Genomic DNA, 17,512 nt, shown 5'->3' with positions numbered 1-17,512 from the left:
GGGTGCGATCACTCCTGGATGACGTCGGCTCCCTTGGGCACCTGGAAGGTGAACTGGGACGCGGCCACCGGCTCGTTGAGCTTGACGTTGAAGAAGAGGATGTTGGTTCTCTGACCGGCACCGTCGATCAACTGCATGTCGTTGATCACGCCGTTGCGGAACGACAGCCGCAGGCTGTCGAACAGGGTGTCCTTGGTCTTGGGCTTGAGCACGAAGTCGACGACGTTGCCGGCATCCTTGCTGGTGACGTCGAAGCTGCTTTCGATCTTGGAAATGTCACCCGACAAGAGCAGCGCCGGCGTCTGCGTCAGGCGCAGATCCAGCTTGCGGATGGTGACCTGCTCCAGGTCCGGATCGTACAGCCAGACCTGCTTGCCGTCGGAGACCAGCAGCTGCTCCTGGGGTGCATCGGAATGCCAGCGGAACAGCCCGGGACGCTTGAGGCTCATGTTGCCAGCGGTTTCCTGCAGACGAGTACCCGAACCATCCAGGGTCAACTGCGAAAAGCGCGCGGTCAGGGTCTGGGCCTTGTCCAGCAGCTGCGACAGGCGACCCACGGACGCCTGATCGGCATGGGCGGAAAAGCTTACGGCAGCCAGGGCGGCCAGGGCGAAGCAACGCAGCTTGTGCATCGAGATCCTCATGGATGTCAGTCTCTCACCGGAGCAGGCGCTGTGACCTCGCGCGAGCCGTTGGTGTTCATGGGCGATACGACACCGGCCATTTCCATGGTTTCGATCATCCGTGCCGCCCGGTTGTAACCGATCTTGAGTTTGCGCTGGACCGCGGAGATCGAGGCCCGACGACTCTCGGTGACGAAGCGCACCGCCTCGTCATAGAGCGGATCGTCCTCGTCGCTGTCGCCACCCTCGCCACTCCCGCCGTCGAAGCCCGCACCACCGCCTTCGTCTGGACTGCTGAGAATGTCTTCGATGTAGTCGGGGGCGCCGCGCTCCTTCCAGGCCTCGACGACGCGATGGACCTCGTCGTCGGACACGAAGGCGCCATGGACGCGGATCGGTAGGCCGGTACCCGGTGGCAGATAGAGCATGTCACCGTGACCGAGCAGCTGTTCGGCGCCACCCTGGTCGAGAATGGTCCGGGAGTCGATCTTGCTCGACACCTGAAAGGCCATCCGCGTCGGAATGTTGGCCTTGATCAGACCGGTGATGACGTCCACAGAGGGCCGCTGGGTGGCCAGGATCAGGTGGATACCGGCGGCCCGCGCCTTCTGCGCGATCCGCGCGATCAATTCTTCGACCTTCTTGCCGACGATCATCATCATGTCGGCGAATTCGTCCACCACCACCACGATGGTTGGCAGCGTCTTCAGCAGCGGTGCCTCGTCGTCCATGCTCTCGCGACGATAGAGCGGATCGGTCAGCGGCGTACCTGCCTCCTCCGCGTCCTTCACCTTGCGGTTGAAGCCGGCCAGATTACGCACGCCCATGGCCGCCATCAGCTTGTAGCGCCGCTCCATCTCCGCCACGCTCCAGCGCAGGGCGTTGGCGGCTTCCTTCATGTCGGTCACCACCGGACAGAGCAGGTGCGGAATGCCCTCGTAGATCGAGAGTTCCAGCATCTTGGGATCGATCATGATCAGGCGAGCGTCTTCCGGGCTCGACTTGAACAGGATCGATAAGAGCATGGCGTTCACGCCCACCGACTTGCCGGAACCGGTGGTACCGGCCACCAGCAGGTGCGGCATCTTGGCCAGGTCGGTGATGACCGGCTTGCCACCGATGTCGTGACCCAGGGCCAGGGTGACGGGTGACTTGGCCGCCGCGTACTCGGGCGACTCGAGGACCTCGGAGAAGCGCACCATCTGGCGATCTTCGTTGGGAATCTCGATACCCACGGTGGTCTTGCCGGGAATGACCTCCACCACCCGGACACTGAACACGGCGAGCGAACGCGCCAGGTCCTTGGCCAGGTTGGAAATGCGGCTGACCTTGACGCCGGCCGCTGGCTGAATCTCGAAGCGGGTGATCACCGGGCCGGGGTGGACGCTCTCCACGATCACCTCGACACCGAACTCCTTGAGCTTGACCTCGAGCAGGCGCGACATGTTCTCGAGGAATTCCGGCGAATAGCTCTGCTGTTTCTTCTCGGCGCGATCCAGGATCGACAGCGGCGGCAGCGTACCTTCCAGATCCGCGTCGACCCGGACCACGGCGGCCGCCGGCGAATAGGGCGCGGGGGCCGGTGCTGGCGCCGCCTTGCGCGGCGGCGGCGTAGGCATGGCGACACTGGCCGGCGCGGGGACAGGCGCGGTAGCCACAGGCGCGGACTCGGACGCTTCGGCGACAAGGCGACTGGGCGCGGGCATCTCGATGCGCGGCGCAGCACGCTCCACCCGTGGTGGCGGCGCGACGTCGAGCAGATCGTCCAGATCTTCGTCGGCGACGGGAATTGGCACCTCGCGCGCCTTGCTCTTGCGCGCGACCGGCGGCGACACCGGCTCGTCGAAGACGTCCAGTTCCGGAGCCTGACGGCGACCGCCGGCCAGGCGGCTGAAGCCACCCTGCACCAGGTCCAGCAGGTCGAGTACGACCTTGCCAGTGAAATCCATCACCTTGAACCAGGACAGATCGGTGAAGACCGTCAATCCCAGCAGGAAGAGTGCGAGGAACAGCAGCGTGCTGCCCTGGACATTGAGGGCGGCTACCGACAGCTGCCCCAGGCTCTCGCCCAGCGCGCCGCCAGCGGACGCCGGCAGCGCCGAGACCGCATGGAAATGGATATAGGCCAGTACCGAACCCGAGATCACCAGCAGGACCAGGCCGGTCAGCCGCCAGGAAAACAGCCAGCCGCTCCACTCCCAGGGCAGGTGCCGCTTGCGGAAGATCTGCCAGGTCTTGACGGCGAGCAGGACGGGGAACACGAAGGCGAAATAGCCGAGCGCCATGAACAGCACGTCGGCCAGCCATGCGCCGGCGCGGCCCGCGGTGTTATGGACCTGATCGATGCGGCTGGTATGGGTCCAGCCCGGATCGGAGGGGTCGTAGCTCAGCAGAGCCATGAGCAGATACAGGCACAAGGCGGCCAGTGCGATGAGCACCACCTCCTTGAGACGATAATGCAGATGCTCACGCCATTGGTTGACGTGGCTGACAGAACTGGATTGCTTCAAGCGCGCTTTTCCCGCACACGGAACGTGTGACCGTGAATCAAAAACAGTGCGCCATTCTAGATCGCCCGGGCCCTGCTTCTACAGTCCCGCGGCGAAACATGGCACGATAGCGGACGGCCGTACCGGAACCGCCTTCAGGCACAACATTGGAGCATTCTTTCGTTGTCCTGACAAAGAGTTATGACGATTTCTTGAGCTTGTTACGCACAAGCCGCACCCCTTTGGCTCCACCCATCAGAAGGCGCCCTCCCCTACCATGGTGAAATGGCTGACCCGCGAAAGCCCTGACTTCCCGCCTCTGCAGCAGGCGCTGCGCGAACCCAACGGCCTCCTGGCCGTCGGCGGCGACCTGAGCGCGGCACGCCTGATCGGCGCCTATCGCCACGGCTGCTTTCCCTGGTACCAGGCTGGCCAGCCCTTGCTCTGGTGGTCGCCAGATCCCCGTACGGTGCTTTTCCCGCCAGACCTGCACGTCTCCCGCAGCCTGGCGAAGACCCTGCGCAAGACGCCGCTGCGCGTCACCTACGATCAGGCCTTCGCCAGGGTGATCCAGGCCTGCGCCGGCCCGCGACGCGATGCCGACGGCACCTGGATCACCGCGGAGATGCGCCACGCCTACCAGGAACTGCACGCCCAGGGCTGGGCTCATTCCGTGGAAGTCTGGGACAGCGACCAGCTGGTCGGCGGTCTCTACGGCATCGCCATGGGCAAGCTGTTCTTTGGCGAGTCCATGTTCAGCCACGCCGACAACGCTTCCAAGATCGGCTTCGTGACTCTGGTACGGGACCTGGCCGCCTGGGGCTTCGTGATGATCGACTGCCAGATGCAAACCGCGCATCTGGAGAGTCTCGGCGCGAGCAGTCTCTCCCGGGAACGCTTTGCCGAATACCTGGCCAAATACCTGGATCAGGCCAGCATGGCCGCCTGGCCTACCTTCTGCGGGTGACTTACACTCAGGCCAGGCTTATGTAGAGATTCGACATGACCGAGCTGGCGAGACTCAAGTTTTACGCAACCCAGCCTCACGCTTGCAGTTACCTGCCCAACGAGCAGGCGACCACGCTGTTTCTCGACCCCTCGCAACCCATGAACGGCCAGATCTACGCCGAGCTGTCCGAACTGGGCTTCCGCCGCAGCGGCGATCACCTCTACCGCCCCCACTGCCAGCTCTGCAAAGCCTGCGTTCCCGCCCGCATCCCCGTCGCTCGCTTTCGCCCCAGCCGCAAGCAGACGCGCGTACTCAAGCGCAATCTCGACATCAAGGTCACGCGCTGCGACCCGGGTTTCACCGAAGAGCGCTATCAACTCTACGCCCGCTATATCAGCGAACGCCACGCCGACGGCGACATGTTTCCGCCGAGTCGCGGCCAGTTCTCCACCTTCCTGGTCAGCCACCTGCCCTACGCCTTCTTCTACGAGATGCGGGTGGAAGACCGCCTGATCGGCATCGCGGTGACCGATGTGCTGCCCAACGGCATGTCGGCGGTCTACACCTTCTACGACCCCAGCGAAGAAAGGCGCAGCCTGGGCGTATTCGGTATCCTCTGGCAGGTCGCCGAAACGCGCCGCCTCGGCCTCGACGCGGTTTATCTCGGCTACTGGATCAAAGGGTGTCGCAAGATGTCCTATAAGACCGAGTATCGTCCCATTGAGCTCTTCGTCAATCAGCGCTGGGTTGCCCTGGCCTGACGAAATAGCGCTTTTTCTGAATTTCTGTCAGAATATGGGCCTTTTTCGCCCGGACTGCTCTGGGCCAATTTTTGTCACCGAGGGCTTTTCTATATATGTCGAAAGAAGACAGCTTCGAAATGGAAGGTACTGTCGTCGACACCCTTCCCAACACCATGTTTCGCGTGGAGTTGGAAAATGGGCACGTCGTCACCGCGCACATCTCCGGGAAGATGCGTAAGAACTACATCCGCATCCTGACGGGCGACAAGGTTCGCGTGGAGCTGACGCCTTACGATCTGAGCAAGGGCCGGATCACTTACCGCGCGCGTTAAGCGAATCCTTTCATGAAAAAGCCCGGCAATGCCGGGCTTTTTCATGAGCGATTGTAAATCGCGACCTGCCCTCAAGCAGGTTCGGCCGTGGTCTCGAACTCGAATTCCAGCTCGTCGTTCACCGCGTCGATGTGGACGATACCGCCATGGTCGGCCAGGTCCCCGAACAGGATCTGCTCGGCCAGCGGCCGCTTGATCTTGTCCTGAATGAGGCGCGCCATGGGACGAGCACCCATCTGCACATCGTAGCCACGCTCTGCCAGCCAGCTGCGGGCCGCATCCGTGACCTCAAGCTGGACACGCTTGTCTTCGAGCTGCGCCTGGAGTTCGGTAAGGAACTTGTCGACGATGCTCTTGATGACTTCCGTGCTCAGGCGGCCGAACTGGATGATGGTATCCAGACGGTTGCGGAACTCGGGCGTGAAGCTCTTCTTGATGACTTCCATGGCATCCGTGGTGTGATCCTGCAGCGTGAAGCCGATGGAGGCACGGGATGCGGTTTCGGCGCCGGCGTTGGTGGTCAGGATCAGGATCACGTTGCGGAAGTCGGCCTTGCGACCGTTGTTGTCCGTCAGGGTGCCATGGTCCATGACCTGCAGCAGCAGGTTGAACACCTCGGGGTGAGCCTTCTCGATCTCATCAAGCAGCAGCACGCAGTGCGGCGTCTTGGTGATGGCTTCGGTCAGCAGACCACCCTGGTCGAAACCAACATAGCCGGGAGGCGCACCGATCAGGCGAGACACGGTATGCCGCTCCATGTACTCGGACATGTCGAAGCGCACCAGTTCGACGCCCATGGCCTTGGCCAGCTGCCGGGCAACCTCGGTCTTGCCTACCCCGGTGGGACCGGCGAAGAGGAAGGAACCAACCGGCTTGTCCGGAGATTTCAGACCTGCACGGGACAGCTTGATCGCGGTGGACAGGGATTCGATGGCCAGGTCCTGACCGAAGACGGTCAGCTTGAGGTCGCGCTCCAGGTTGCGCAGCAGCTCCTTGTCGGAACTGTTGACGGTCTTCGGGGGGATCCGCGCGATCTTGGCGACGATGTCTTCGACCTGCTGCACGTCGATGCGCTCGGCACGACGGTCTTCGGGCTGCAGGCGCTGGTAGGCACCTGCCTCGTCGATCACGTCGATGGCCTTGTCGGGCATGTGCCGGTCGTTGATGTAGCGCGCAGCCAGTTCGGCTGCGGCACGCAGGGCCTCGTCGGTGTACTCGATGTGGTGATGCTGCTCGAAGCGCCCCTTGAGGCCACGCAGGATGCCGTAGGTATCATCCACCGACGGCTCGACGACATCGACCTTCTGGAAGCGCCGCGCCAGTGCCCGGTCCTTTTCGAAGATGCCGCGGAATTCCTGGAAGGTGGTCGAGCCGATGCAGCGGATCTCACCGGAGGACAGCAGCGGCTTGAGCAGGTTGGAGGCGTCCATCACCCCGCCCGAGGCTGCGCCGGCACCGATAATGGTGTGGATCTCGTCGATGAAGAGCACGGCGTGGGGCCGCTTCTTCAGCTCCGCCAGCAGGGCCTTGAATCTCTTTTCGAAATCGCCGCGGTATTTGGTCCCGGCCAGTAGCGCACCGAGATCGAGGGAATAGACCACGCTGTCGGCCAGCAGGTCGGGGACCTGACCGTCGACGATGCGCTTGGCCAGGCCTTCGGCGATGGCGGTCTTGCCGACGCCGGCCTCGCCCACCAGCAGCGGGTTGTTCTTGCGGCGCCGGGCAAGGATCTGGGCTACGCGCTCGACTTCCGATTCACGCCCCACCAGCGGATCGATGCGACCCTGGCGAGCCTGCTCGTTGAGGTTGCTGGCGTAGGCTTCCAGCGGATTATTGGAAGAGCTGGGTTCGGCACCCTCCTCCTCGGCAGCGTCCTGATCCTGCTCGGCTTCGGGTGCGGCCCCTGGCACCTTGGAGATGCCGTGCGCGATGAAATTGACCACATCGATCCGCGCCACGCTCTGCTGCTTGAGCAGGAACACTGCCTGGCTTTCCTGCTCGCTGAAGATGGCGACCAGGACGTTGGCCCCGGTCACTTCGCGCTTGCCCGAGCTCTGCACGTGGAAGACCGCACGCTGGAGGACACGCTGAAAACCCAGCGTCGGCTGGGTTTCGCGCTCGTCGTCCTGCTGTGGGATCAGGGGCGTGGTGGAATCTATGAATTCCAACAGATCGCGCCGCAGGCGATCAATGTTGGCGCCGCAGGCTCTCAACACGGTGGCCGCCGCTTCATTGTCCAGCAGCGCCAGCAGGAGGTGCTCAACGGTCATGAATTCATGACGCTTCGTCCTCGCCTCCTTGAAGGCGAGATTCAGGGTGACTTCGAGCTCACGATTCAACATAGCTTCACCTCATAGCCCAAGCAGCACAGTAGCCCAAGCAGCACAGATCTAACTTTCGATTTCGATTTCACACAGCAGCGGGTGGTTGCACTCCCTGGCATATTGATTGACTTGCATGGCCTTGGTTTCAGCGACATCGCGAGTAAATGTTCCGCAGACTGCCTTTCCCTGAGTATGCACAGTGAGCATCACCTGGGTAGCCGCTTCGCGGTTCATGCTGAAGTAGCGTTCCAGCACCTCGACGACGAACTCCATCGGGGTGTAGTCATCGTTATACATCAGAACTCGATATCTGGCTGGCCGTTTTAGTGCAGGTTTCGCCTCCTGCACCGCCAGGCCGCCGTTGTCGCCGTCCTGATGTTCGTTGTCGTCCGCCGCCAGTCGGATGGGGTCGATTACACGCATTCTGATCGATTCCGAATTACGGGATGAATAGCAGGAAAAAAAGAGCTTGATCCACGTCTCAGCCGCCTATTGCCTTGCCTTGACTAAGGCTGAAAGGGTGTTACAAACATCCTGTACCGACGAGGTACCAAGGGTTCCGTTGTAGTGGCGTCTGTGTGGATTCACTGGAACTGTAGTCGAATGATACTCCAGGCTTGGAGTCCTTTGCAGAGGGAGCCGGTATGCTCAGTGGCAAGGTCAAATGGTTCAACAACGCCAAAGGATATGGCTTCATCGTTGCAGATAACAGTGATGAAGACCTATTCGCTCATTACTCGGCCATTCAGATGGACGGTTACCGCACGTTGAAGGCGGGCCAGGCGGTCAACTTCAATATCGTTCAGGGTCCCAAGGGCCTGCATGCCGTCGAGATTCGCGCGGCCGAAGTGAACGCACCCGCCGCTGCGCCGGCCACCAATACCCTCGATGTGCGGGATACGGTCAGTACGGAAGCCTGATCTCACGCCCCTTCGGGGGCGCCATCTCCCCCTTCGCGCCGCTGTCCTTCGCTGTGCCCGAGATCGCGCTCCGGAAACAGCAGGTTCCTGACCCGATTCTTCAGCGCTCTGGCATCGGGAAAGCCGCCATCCCTCTTCCGCTCCCAGAGCACCTCTCCGCCACAGGCGACCTCGAACACGCCACCGGTTCCCGGTAGCAATGTCACTCCCCCCAGATCGGTACCGAAGGTGCTGAGCAGCTCCTGGGCCAGCCAGCCCGAGCGCAGCAACCATTGGCACTGGGTGCAGTAGTGGATGGTGATGATAGGTCTGGCGTCCGCCACGGTACACCTCGCAAGGCCTGGGCTCCCTATAATACGCAGCTCCCGATTCCGTCCGCCATGTGGTCCGTCCTATGCGCCTGTTGCTGCTGGTAGCCTGCCTTCTCCTGTCCGCCCTGGCCTGGAGTGCCCCGCCGCCGAAGGTCGGCCTGGTGCTGTCTGGCGGCGCGGCCCGGGGACTGGCGCATATCGGCGTGCTGAAGGCGCTGGAGGAACAGGGCATCCAGGTCGACGCCATCGCCGGCACCAGCATGGGCGCGGTGATCGGCGGCCTCTATGCCGCCGGCTACAGCGCCGAGGAACTGGAACGCATCGCACTGGACATGGACTGGGGCCAGGTACTGTCCGACCAGCCGCCACGCAAGGACGTGCCCTACCGGCGCAAGCAGGATGACCGGGACTTCCTGGTCAAGCAGAAGCTCAGCTTTCGGGATGACGGCACCCTGGGCCTGCCCATCGGGGTGATCCAGGGCCAGAACCTGGGGATGATGCTGGAAAAGCTGTTCGTGCATACCAGCGATACCCGGGACTTCAGCCAGTTGGCCATCCCCTTCCGCGCCGTGGCCACGGACATCACCACCGGCGAGAAGGTGGTCTTCGATCATGGTCATCTGCCCCGCGCGATCCGCGCCAGCATGTCGATTCCGGCGGTGTTCGCTCCGGTGGAAATCGACGGCCGGCTGCTGGTGGATGGCGGCATGGTCGACAACATCCCCATCGACGTGGCCCGGGACATGGGCGCGCAGCGGGTGGTGGTGGTGGACATCGGTACCCCGCTGCTCAAGCGCAGGGACCTGACCACGGTACTGGACGTGCTCAACCAGTCCACCACCCTGATGACGCGCAACAATTCCCAGGCGCAGCTGGCGACCCTGGGCAAGCAGGACCTGCTGATCCAGCCGCCACTGGCCAGCTATACCAGCGCCGACTTCAGCGAGGTCAGGGCGCTGATCGATGCCGGCTATCGGGCGACCATGGCGATGGCGAGCGAACTGGCGGTGCTGCGCAAGGACGCGAAAAGCGAGCGCTCCACGGCCGTGGCAGCCGCGCGCGCGCCCAGCAGCCGCACCCCGGTCATCGACGCCATCCGCATCGAGAACGACTCCAAGGTCGAAGACGAGGTCATTCGTCACTACATCCGCCAGCGCCTGGGCGAACCCCTCAATGTCGAGCGCCTGCAGGACGACATGAGCACCCTCTACGGCCTGGATTACTTCGACCAGGTGGAATACCGCATCCGCCGGGACGGCCCTGGCGACAACGTGCTGGTGATCTATGCTCGCGGCAAGCGCAGCGGTACGGACTTCCTGCGGCTGGGCCTGAATCTGTCCGACGACCTGCGGGGCGACAGCGCCTTCAACTTCGGTGCCAGCTATCGCATCAACGGCCTCAACCGCCTGGGCGGCGAATGGCTGACCCGGATGCAGATCGGCGATCACCAGGAGCTCTACAGCGAGTTCTACCAGCCTCTGGATGTGGGCTCACGCTATTTCATCGCGCCCTACGTCGGCGGCGAGGCCCGCAACATCGAGCAACTGGAGCGCAACGACCCCATCGCCGAATACCGGCGCGAGCGCTATGGCTTCGGCCTCAATGTGGGTCGGCAGATCGGCAACAAGGCCGAGCTGCGCCTGGGTATCGGCCATGACTGGGGCAGTACCAAGGTGCATGTCGGACCGCGCGACACCCCGGAGGAATCCTTTACCGAAGGCTTCTACGAGTTACGCTATTCGCTGGACGATCTGGACGACGTGAACTTCCCGCGAGAGGGCCAGGACCTGGCGCTGACGCTCAGGCAGTTCGATCCGAGTCTGGGTTCGGACTCACGCTACCGTCAGTTGGACCTGCACCTGAACAAGGCGCTCAGCTATGGCTACAACACCTTCGTGCTGGGGGGCGGCCTGGGGCGCACCCTGTCGACGGACAGCGACACCAACGTGGTAACCAGCAGCTTCCTGCTGGGGGGTGCTTGGCAGCTCTCGGGCTATCGGCAGGATGCCCTGTCCGGCCAGAACTACGGCCTGGCGCGGCTGATCTACTACCACCAGCTCACGCAGCGCTCGCTGTTCCCGCTGGACACCCCGGTCTATCTGGGCGGCAGCCTGGAACAGGGACGCATCTGGAATCGGGATGACGACTACGACAGCGGCAACATCAGCGCGGCCAGCCTGTTCCTCGGGCTGGACACGCCACTGGGACCGCTCAAGTTCACCTATGGCCTGAGCGACCAGGGCGAACACGCCTTCTACATCAACCTGGGCAACAGCTTCTGATCAGGCGATGCGGGACAGCAGGATCTCGGCCCGCTCGCGCTGGCTGTCGCTGCCTTCGCTGACGATTTCCTGCAACAGCGAGGCGGCGTGCTGAACGTCGCCCTGGTCGAGACAGGCCTCGGCCTCGGCAAACCGCCGGGCAATGGCATCGGCCATGAAGTGCTCGTCGAGACTCAGGTCCAGCTCCATGACGCCCGGCAACTCGCCCAGGCCTTCGGGAAAGTCGTCTTCCAGGGAGACTTCCAGGGCATCGACCTGCTTCCACCCCGAATCGGCATCCAGCTCTTCGGTCAGGGCAATGGCTTCATCGAGACTCAGATCCGCCAGATCCAGATCGTAGTGCTCTTCGGTCACCGGCGCGGGTACCGCCGGCTCGGCGAACTGCAACTCCGCCGACCATTCGCTGGCCGGCGCATCGAAGGCTGGCAGGTCGAGGTCCAGATCGTCCTCCAGCAGGGGCTCCACCGGATCGGCGGACATGCCGGGAAACTGGGCGTGCAGCACCGCCAGGCTCGCCGCCACGCCTCCCAGCGCCAGGAAACGCTGCTCGTGCTCCCTGAACGCCGGAGCCTCGCCCAGGGTGGCCAGCACCCGGAGCAGCAGCAGCCGCAGATCCTGACGCCGATCATCTTCGGCCAGGCCGCTTTCCAGCACTTCCCGCGCCTGGCCATAGCGGCCATAGGCGATGTAGATCTCCGCACGACCGGCATGATCGTCGACCGGCGCCGGGCTGGCGGCGACGGCTGCGGGCTTGGCCCTGGACTTGGCAACCACCGGCTGGGTCGCGGCCAGCACGGGCTCGGGCGAGGGCTCGACCATTTCGACACTTGCGACGTCATCCGCATCGTCGAAGACGACGTCTTCCGCCTTACGCCGGCGCCACCAGAGCACGCCGGCCAGGGCCAGCAGGGCCGCGCCACCCGCCAACAACAGCGAGCGCAGTGACAACAGGCCTTCGTCGGTGCCGCCCGCGGCAGGACTGGAGACAACGGGCGCCGATTGAGCGGCAGGGCTTTCCGGTGCCGGCGTCGCGGGAGCGGGCGTCGGCGTGGCCAGGGCCACCGAACGCGCCTGCTTCAACTGCTGCTGCAGACCTTCACGGTCCTGCTGGAGCTGCTCGATCATCACCTCTTTCTGTGCCAGCAGTGCGTCGTAACGCTCCTGCAGCTGAGTCAGCTGACCTTCCAGGTCGCCAACCTGCCGCCCGAGGTCCTGCGTCACCAGTAGGGGCTTGGTGTCTTCGGCAGAGCTTCCGGCCGGCTGCGGCGCCGCTACTGGAGGCGCCACTGATTCCGGTACCGGTGCCGGTGCGGGCGCAGCGACGGGTGCCGCGGCAGGTGCTGGCGCAGCAGATGCCGGTGCCAGAGCGGGCGCCGTGGCGACCGGTGCAGCGGGTATCGGGCTCGGCGCGGGCGGCTTGGTCCTGGCGACTGCCGGCTGCCGCGGCGCAGGTTCACTGACACCCACGGGCAGGCGCAGGCGCTGACCGGCCTTGAGCCGTCCGGGATCATTGTTGGCGAAGGACGCCGGATTGAGGGCGAACAAATCGGCCATGAGCTGCTCGGCCGATCGATTGGCCATTGGCCCCAGGCGCTTGGCGATGCTCCAGAGGGTATCCCTGGGACGCGTCTGGTAGACGCCCTCCCCGGCGGCCAGGTCCGGCGAGGGCGCCAGCCCCTGGCGCGGTGCCGATACGGCCTGACGGACCACCGGATCGGCGGCCGGGGCGGCGGCGCGAGCGGGCGCCGCCTGGACGCGCGCCGGGGCGGTACTGGCGACGCTGGTGGGGGCGCCACCACTGCGCGGCGGATCCACCAGCAGGGTGAACTCGCGCAACTGCTTGCCGCCCGGCTGTTCCAGCTGAACGATGAAGCCCAGATAGGGCTCGACCAGCGAGCGGCGCGAGGTCACTTCGACATAGCTGCCCGCCGCCGTGCGCAGGTGCGGGGTGAACTTCAGATCGTCGAGGAACTGGGTGCGATCCACTCCGGCCTGGGCAAAGGCCTCGTTCGCCGCCAGATGGATGCGGAAGTCCTCGGCACCGGCATCGCCGATGTTGACCAACTCGATCCTCGCGCGCAGAGGTTCGTTGAGCGAAGACTGCAGGGTGATGCCCCCCAGGCCGAGCGCGAACGCCGCTTGAGGAAGAGGAGTCAGCGCGGCGGCCGACAGAAGAACAAAGGCAAGGGGACGGCGTTTCGCGACCATGGATACCGCTGCGTCAGGTATTCGAGGAAACCGGTGTTTTAGCGCGGTGGCTCACAAAAATCGCCTCCGCTACGCTGGAACGTAGCATCGATACCGACAGACGGCAAACCGATGGCCGCGCGCGCAGAAAAGCGGCCAAGGATGGCTGGGAGCGCCAGCAGCGATGCCAGACGCTCCGGCCAGACCCGACCCCGGGGCTGGGCGGAGGAGCCCGGGCGCCCCTAGCCGCCAGACGGCGGTCAGCCGCGCTCGAGATTGGCCAGGACGCGCTGATGCACCTGCTGGCAGATGGCGATCTCTTCATCGTCGAGGCCGCTGAGCAGTTCCTTGCGCAGGGCTTCGGCGATGGTCTCGATCTTCTCGATCAGCGGACCGGCTTCCTGGGTCAGCATGATGCGCTTGGCGCGACGGTCCTCGGTGACCGCCAGACGCTTGACCAGACCTTGCTTTTCCAGGCCGTCCAGCAACCGTGCCAGGGTCGGCCCCTCGATGCTGATGCTCTGGGCGAGTTCACGTTGGGTGGGCTGCACACCCTTCATCCGGGCCAGGTTCAGCAACACCTGCCAGCGCGCCTGAGACAGCCCCAGGTGACTCAGGCGCCGGTCTAGCTCGGCGCGCCAGGCACGGGAGACATGGAAGATCTGGCGGCCAAACAGGTGTGGATCGGTAGGGGTCATTCAGGCTAAACCTTGTACTTGGATTTTCTCATTATTCTGGTTACAGGCATGGCGGGGCAACCGCCGCGCCTCGCTAGTCCGCCAATTCCGCCTGCAAGGCTGCCCGCACACAGTACAGCGCCCCAGTCGCCACCCGCCCCTCGAAGCGCGCGGCGACATGGGCGACCGGTGGCAACTCGCCCTCGTCTTCGAGGAAGGCATCCTGGATTTCCGCCAGCAGATCCTCCGGCAGGTCGAGGGCCTGTTCTAGGGCGATCTGCTGCCCGGCGATGGCTTCGGCCAATAGTGCATAGACATTCTTTTCCGAGCAATTGAGCTGCCGCGCAGCCTGCTCGGGCGTCATGCCGGCGCGTACCAGGGTCAGCACCTCGTGGCGTACGTCGGCGACCGGAGCCGCCGCGGCGTCGCCGTCATTGAGGACGTCGAGGAAAGCCTGACCATAACGCTCCAGCTTGCGGGCGCCCACGCCGCTGACCCGGCTCATCTCGTCCAGCGAGCGCGGCTGGCTGCGCAGCATCTCCAGCAGGGTGGCGTCGGGGAAGATCACATAGGGCGGCACCGAATGCTCTTCGGCCAGCTTGCGTCTCAGGGTGCGCAGGACCTCCCAGAGTTCGCGCTCGTCGGCGCGCACCAGCTGGCTGGCGGCGCTAGCCGAACCGCTGCCACTGCTGCCCCGGCCACGCTGGGGCTTGGGGTCACGGCGCAATTCGATGCGAACCTCGCCCCGCAGCAGCGGCCGGCAACTTTCGGTCAGGCGCAGGCCGCCATAGCCGTCGACATCCACCTCGGCCAGGCCGCGGGCCACCAGTTGGCGGAACAGGGTGCGCCACTCGTCCTCGCCGCGGGCCTTGCCCAGGCCGAACACGGCGAGCCGCTGGTGGCCGAGGCTGGTGATCTTTTCGGTCTCGCGACCGAGCAGGATGTCGACCAGGTGCCCTACCCCATAGCGCTGACCGCTGCGGTAGATGGCCGACAACGCCTGACGCGCCGGCTCGGTGGCATCCCAGGTCTCGACGGTGTCGATGCAGTTGTCGCAATGGCCACAGGGCTGGGGCAGGTGCTCGTCGAAATAGGCCAGCAGCACCTGGCGCCGGCAACGGGTTTCCTCGCACAGCGCCAGCATGGCTTCGAGCTTGTGCCGCTCGATGCGCTTGTGGCGCTCGTCGCCCTCGGAGTTCTGCATCATCTGCCGCAGCAGCAGCACGTCCTGCAGGCCGTAGGCCATCCAGGCGTCAGCGGGCAGGCCATCGCGGCCGGCCCGGCCGGTTTCCTGGTAGTAGGCTTCCAGGCTCTTGGGCAGATCGAGGTGGGCGACGAAGCGCACGTTGGGCTTGTCGATGCCCATGCCGAAGGCGATGGTGGCGACCATGATCAGCCCTTCCTCGTTGAGGAAACGCTTCTGGTTGGCGGCGCGCACGTCGTTGGGCAGGCCGGCGTGATAGGGCAAGGCGGGGAAGCCCTGGTTGCTGAGCTGCTCGGCCACCTCCTCGACCTTCTTGCGCGACATGCAGTAGACGATGCCGGCATCGCCGCGACGCTCGGCGAGAAAGGCCAGCAGCTGCTTGCGCGGCGCTTCCTTGGGCACGATGCGGTAGAAGATGTTGGGGCGATCGAAGCTGGAGAGGAAACGCTCGGCCTCTTCCAGGTGCAGGCGGCTGGCCATCTCTTCGCGGGTGCGGGAATCCGCGGTGGCAGTGAGCGCCAGGCGCGGCACGTCGGGGAAGTGTTCGGCCAGTTGGCCGAGCTGCATGTATTCCGGACGGAAGTCATGCCCCCACTGGGACACGCAGTGGGCTTCATCGATGGCGAACAGGGCGATCGGCAGGCGCTTGAGGAAGTCCAGCATGCGCGGCTGGACCAGGCGCTCGGGCGCAAGATAGAGCAGCTTGATCTCGCCGCGCTCCAGCTGCGCGGCGACGGATCTCTGCTGTTCGCCGGTCATGGTGGAATTGAGCGCCGTCGCCGACACGCCCAGTTCCAGGAGGGTGGCGACCTGGTCGTCCATCAGCGCGATCAGTGGCGAGACCACCACGGCCACACCGGGCCGCAGGAGCGCCGGCACCTGGTAGCACAGGGATTTGCCGCCGCCCGTGGGCATCAGCACCAGCGCATCGCCACCACTGGCCACACGCTCGATGATCCGGGCCTGGTTGCCACGGAACGCGTCGTAGCCAAAGACGTCTTTAAGGATGCGCAGCGCGGGTTCTGACATGAAGCCTCCTCGAATGGAAAGGCCATTATACGGATGCCGGGGGCGCTGCGGCGGTGCTTTTCCGTCGGCCGGCCCCAGGCCGTCGGGTTCGACGTGACCCGGGCGCTCGTCTACAATTCCGGCCGTTCTGCCCTTTCGAATCCTTTCCGAGGTAAGTAGCCGATGTCCTTCGCCGAACAATTGACCCGTCTGCGCGATTTTCTCGATGCAGACGATCTGCACGAAGAAGCGCTCGACTACGTAGCCGCCCATGGCTACCTGACCGCCCTGTCCATCTGCCCGGAAGAGGTTCCCGAACGCGAGTGGATCGACGCGCTCTTCGCCGAACCGCCGCAGTATCGCGACGCTGCCCAGCAGGAAGAGATCGAGCGCTCCCTGGTGCAGCTCAAGGCGCATATCCTGCGCGTGCTGGGCAGTGACGAAGAGCTGGACCTGCCGTGCGACCTGGAGCTCGGCCCGGAGCCGGACGACTCCGAGCTGCGCGGCTGGTGCATCGGCTTCATGGAAGGGGTCTTCCTGCGCGAAGCCGTGTGGTTCGAAGATGCCGAGGACGAAGTCAGCGAGCTGCTGCTGCCGATCATGGTTGGTTCGGGTCTGTTCGACGAACAGCCGGAGTTCGCCGAGATCGCCCAGGACCGCCGCCTGGTCGCCGACATGATGGTGCAGATTCCGGAATTGCTGACCCAGCTGTTCCTGCTCTGCCATTCCCCCGAAGAAAAGCCGGCGCTGCTGAAGCCGCGTCACTGAGCGATGGACGAGGCCACTCCCAGACCCCGCCAGCGCAAGGGCTGGGTCCGCTACCTGCTGCTGGGCATCGGCTGGTTGAGCGTGGCCCTGGGCATCATCGGCGCCTTTCTGCCGCTGCTGCCCACCACGCCCTTCCTATTGCTGGCCGCGGCCTGCTTCATGCGCAGTTCGGAGCGGTTCTACCTGTGGCTGATCAACCACAGATGGCTGGGGCCCTGGGTCAAACCCTATCTGGAAGGCGACGGCATCCCGCTCAAGGGCAAGGTCTACGCCATCGTCGCCATGTGGATCAGCGTGGGGTTTTCCTGCTGGCTGGTGCCCTATGTCTGGGCCCGGGTGGCGGCCTTCACCAGTTGCGCGGCGGTAACGGTTTACCTGCTCCGGCAAAAGACCCGACGCTAGCCACCGTCAGGCATGAAAAAGGGCGATCAGCGATGATCGCCCTTTTTCATGCCTGACGGTGGCGCTGGGGCGTCAGGCGGCCCTGGCCATGGGGGTCGGGGGCGCCTGATCGGGGACGGTGGGCTCGCCCGGTTCGCTGGGCTGGATGGGTGCGGGATCGGGCTGATCGGGTTCACCGCCCGCGCGGGGCTGGACCAGGGCGGTAAAGCTGGCGAGTTCGCTGTGCTGGTGGATCGGGAAGCGGGACATGGGGTGACTCCTCTGCTGACTCCCTAGGTAGAGTCGTCCAGCCG

General features: G+C 64.4%; 16 protein-coding genes. 7 read left to right on the top strand and 9 right to left on the bottom strand.

Translation table 11 applies throughout. The features are described 5' to 3' along the window. Positions 1–8: 8 nt before the first annotated feature. Together lolA and QE393_RS07080 are read right to left on the bottom strand one after the other, a co-directional pair. The gene (lolA, locus tag QE393_RS07085) at positions 9–632 is read right to left on the bottom strand and encodes an outer membrane lipoprotein chaperone LolA (RefSeq protein ID WP_007162303.1); all 624 of its coding nucleotides are present in this window, start codon (positions 630–632) and stop codon (positions 9–11) included. Positions 633–649: 17 nt separating this feature from the next. Further along, positions 650–3,133 carry a DNA translocase FtsK 4TM domain-containing protein gene (locus QE393_RS07080; protein ID WP_310042707.1) on the bottom strand — a complete coding sequence of 828 codons (2,484 nt, stop codon included), beginning with the start codon at positions 3,131–3,133 and terminating at the stop codon, positions 650–652. 256 nt (positions 3,134–3,389) lie between these two features. Between QE393_RS07080 and aat the strand changes: the two genes are divergently transcribed. The 3 genes from aat to infA all read left to right on the top strand — a co-directional run bounded on the left by aat (position 3,390) and on the right by infA (position 5,136). After that, positions 3,390–4,079 carry a leucyl/phenylalanyl-tRNA--protein transferase gene (aat, locus tag QE393_RS07075; RefSeq protein ID WP_310042706.1) on the top strand — a complete coding sequence of 230 codons (690 nt, stop codon included), beginning with the start codon at positions 3,390–3,392 and terminating at the stop codon, positions 4,077–4,079. 35 nt (positions 4,080–4,114) lie between these two features. Continuing rightward, a complete protein-coding gene (locus QE393_RS07070; protein WP_273807105.1) occupies positions 4,115–4,822 on the top strand; it encodes an arginyltransferase in 708 nt (235 codons plus the stop codon). A gap of 95 nt (positions 4,823–4,917) precedes the next feature. Continuing rightward, a complete protein-coding gene (gene infA, locus QE393_RS07065; protein WP_002553999.1) occupies positions 4,918–5,136 on the top strand; it encodes a translation initiation factor IF-1 in 219 nt (72 codons plus the stop codon). Between the two features lie 71 nt (positions 5,137–5,207). Here the strand turns inward: infA and clpA are convergent, their stop codons facing one another. Both clpA and clpS read right to left on the bottom strand, forming a co-directional pair. Beyond that, the gene (gene clpA, locus QE393_RS07060) at positions 5,208–7,478 is read right to left on the bottom strand and encodes an ATP-dependent Clp protease ATP-binding subunit ClpA (protein WP_133859226.1); all 2,271 of its coding nucleotides are present in this window, start codon (positions 7,476–7,478) and stop codon (positions 5,208–5,210) included. Between the two features lie 48 nt (positions 7,479–7,526). After that, positions 7,527–7,883 carry an ATP-dependent Clp protease adapter ClpS gene (gene clpS, locus QE393_RS07055; protein ID WP_007162298.1) on the bottom strand — a complete coding sequence of 119 codons (357 nt, stop codon included), beginning with the start codon at positions 7,881–7,883 and terminating at the stop codon, positions 7,527–7,529. A 221-nt stretch (positions 7,884–8,104) separates the two neighbouring features. On the opposite strand from clpS, the gene cspD reads away from it, so the two are divergent. Beyond that, positions 8,105–8,380, top strand: coding sequence for a cold shock domain-containing protein CspD (gene cspD, locus QE393_RS07050; protein WP_310042704.1), 276 nt, complete (start codon positions 8,105–8,107; stop codon positions 8,378–8,380). Between the two features lie 2 nt (positions 8,381–8,382). Here the strand turns inward: cspD and QE393_RS07045 are convergent, their stop codons facing one another. Continuing rightward, complete coding sequence (locus QE393_RS07045) at positions 8,383–8,703, bottom strand: SelT/SelW/SelH family protein (RefSeq protein WP_133859228.1); 321 nt, start codon at positions 8,701–8,703, stop codon at positions 8,383–8,385. A 71-nt stretch (positions 8,704–8,774) separates the two neighbouring features. Here QE393_RS07045 and QE393_RS07040 point away from each other — a divergent pair, with 71 nt between their 5' ends. Then, positions 8,775–10,973, top strand: a complete 2,199-nt coding sequence (locus tag QE393_RS07040; protein WP_310042703.1) for a patatin-like phospholipase family protein — start codon at positions 8,775–8,777, stop codon at positions 10,971–10,973. On the opposite strand, the gene QE393_RS07035 is transcribed toward QE393_RS07040, so the two are convergent. The 3 genes from QE393_RS07035 to recQ form a co-directional block, all read right to left on the bottom strand. After that, positions 10,974–13,037 carry a FimV/HubP family polar landmark protein gene (locus tag QE393_RS07035; RefSeq protein ID WP_310042702.1) on the bottom strand — a complete coding sequence of 688 codons (2,064 nt, stop codon included), beginning with the start codon at positions 13,035–13,037 and terminating at the stop codon, positions 10,974–10,976. Positions 13,038–13,420: 383 nt separating this feature from the next. Next, entirely contained in the window at positions 13,421–13,858 is a 438-nt protein-coding gene (locus QE393_RS07030) for a MarR family transcriptional regulator (protein WP_007162293.1), read from the bottom strand. Positions 13,859–13,931: 73 nt separating this feature from the next. Beyond that, positions 13,932–16,070, bottom strand: coding sequence for a DNA helicase RecQ (gene recQ, locus QE393_RS07025; protein ID WP_273807044.1), 2,139 nt, complete (start codon positions 16,068–16,070; stop codon positions 13,932–13,934). 162 nt (positions 16,071–16,232) lie between these two features. Between recQ and QE393_RS07020 the strand changes: the two genes are divergently transcribed. After that, positions 16,233–16,817 carry a YecA family protein gene (locus QE393_RS07020; RefSeq protein ID WP_158895048.1) on the top strand — a complete coding sequence of 195 codons (585 nt, stop codon included), beginning with the start codon at positions 16,233–16,235 and terminating at the stop codon, positions 16,815–16,817. Positions 16,818–16,820: 3 nt separating this feature from the next. After that, entirely contained in the window at positions 16,821–17,219 is a 399-nt protein-coding gene (locus QE393_RS07015; RefSeq protein ID WP_133859233.1) for a YbaN family protein, read from the top strand. A gap of 72 nt (positions 17,220–17,291) precedes the next feature. Here the strand turns inward: QE393_RS07015 and QE393_RS22485 are convergent, their stop codons facing one another. After that, the gene (locus QE393_RS22485) at positions 17,292–17,468 is read right to left on the bottom strand and encodes a hypothetical protein (protein WP_273807042.1); all 177 of its coding nucleotides are present in this window, start codon (positions 17,466–17,468) and stop codon (positions 17,292–17,294) included. Positions 17,469–17,512: the final 44 nt, after the last annotated feature.

The sequence above is a fragment of the Pseudomonas sp. SORGH_AS_0211 genome (assembly GCF_031453455.1).
GTDB lineage: Bacteria > Pseudomonadota > Gammaproteobacteria > Pseudomonadales > Pseudomonadaceae > Chryseomonas > Chryseomonas aestiva.
This window is presented reverse-complemented; position numbering and strand designations above follow the sequence as displayed.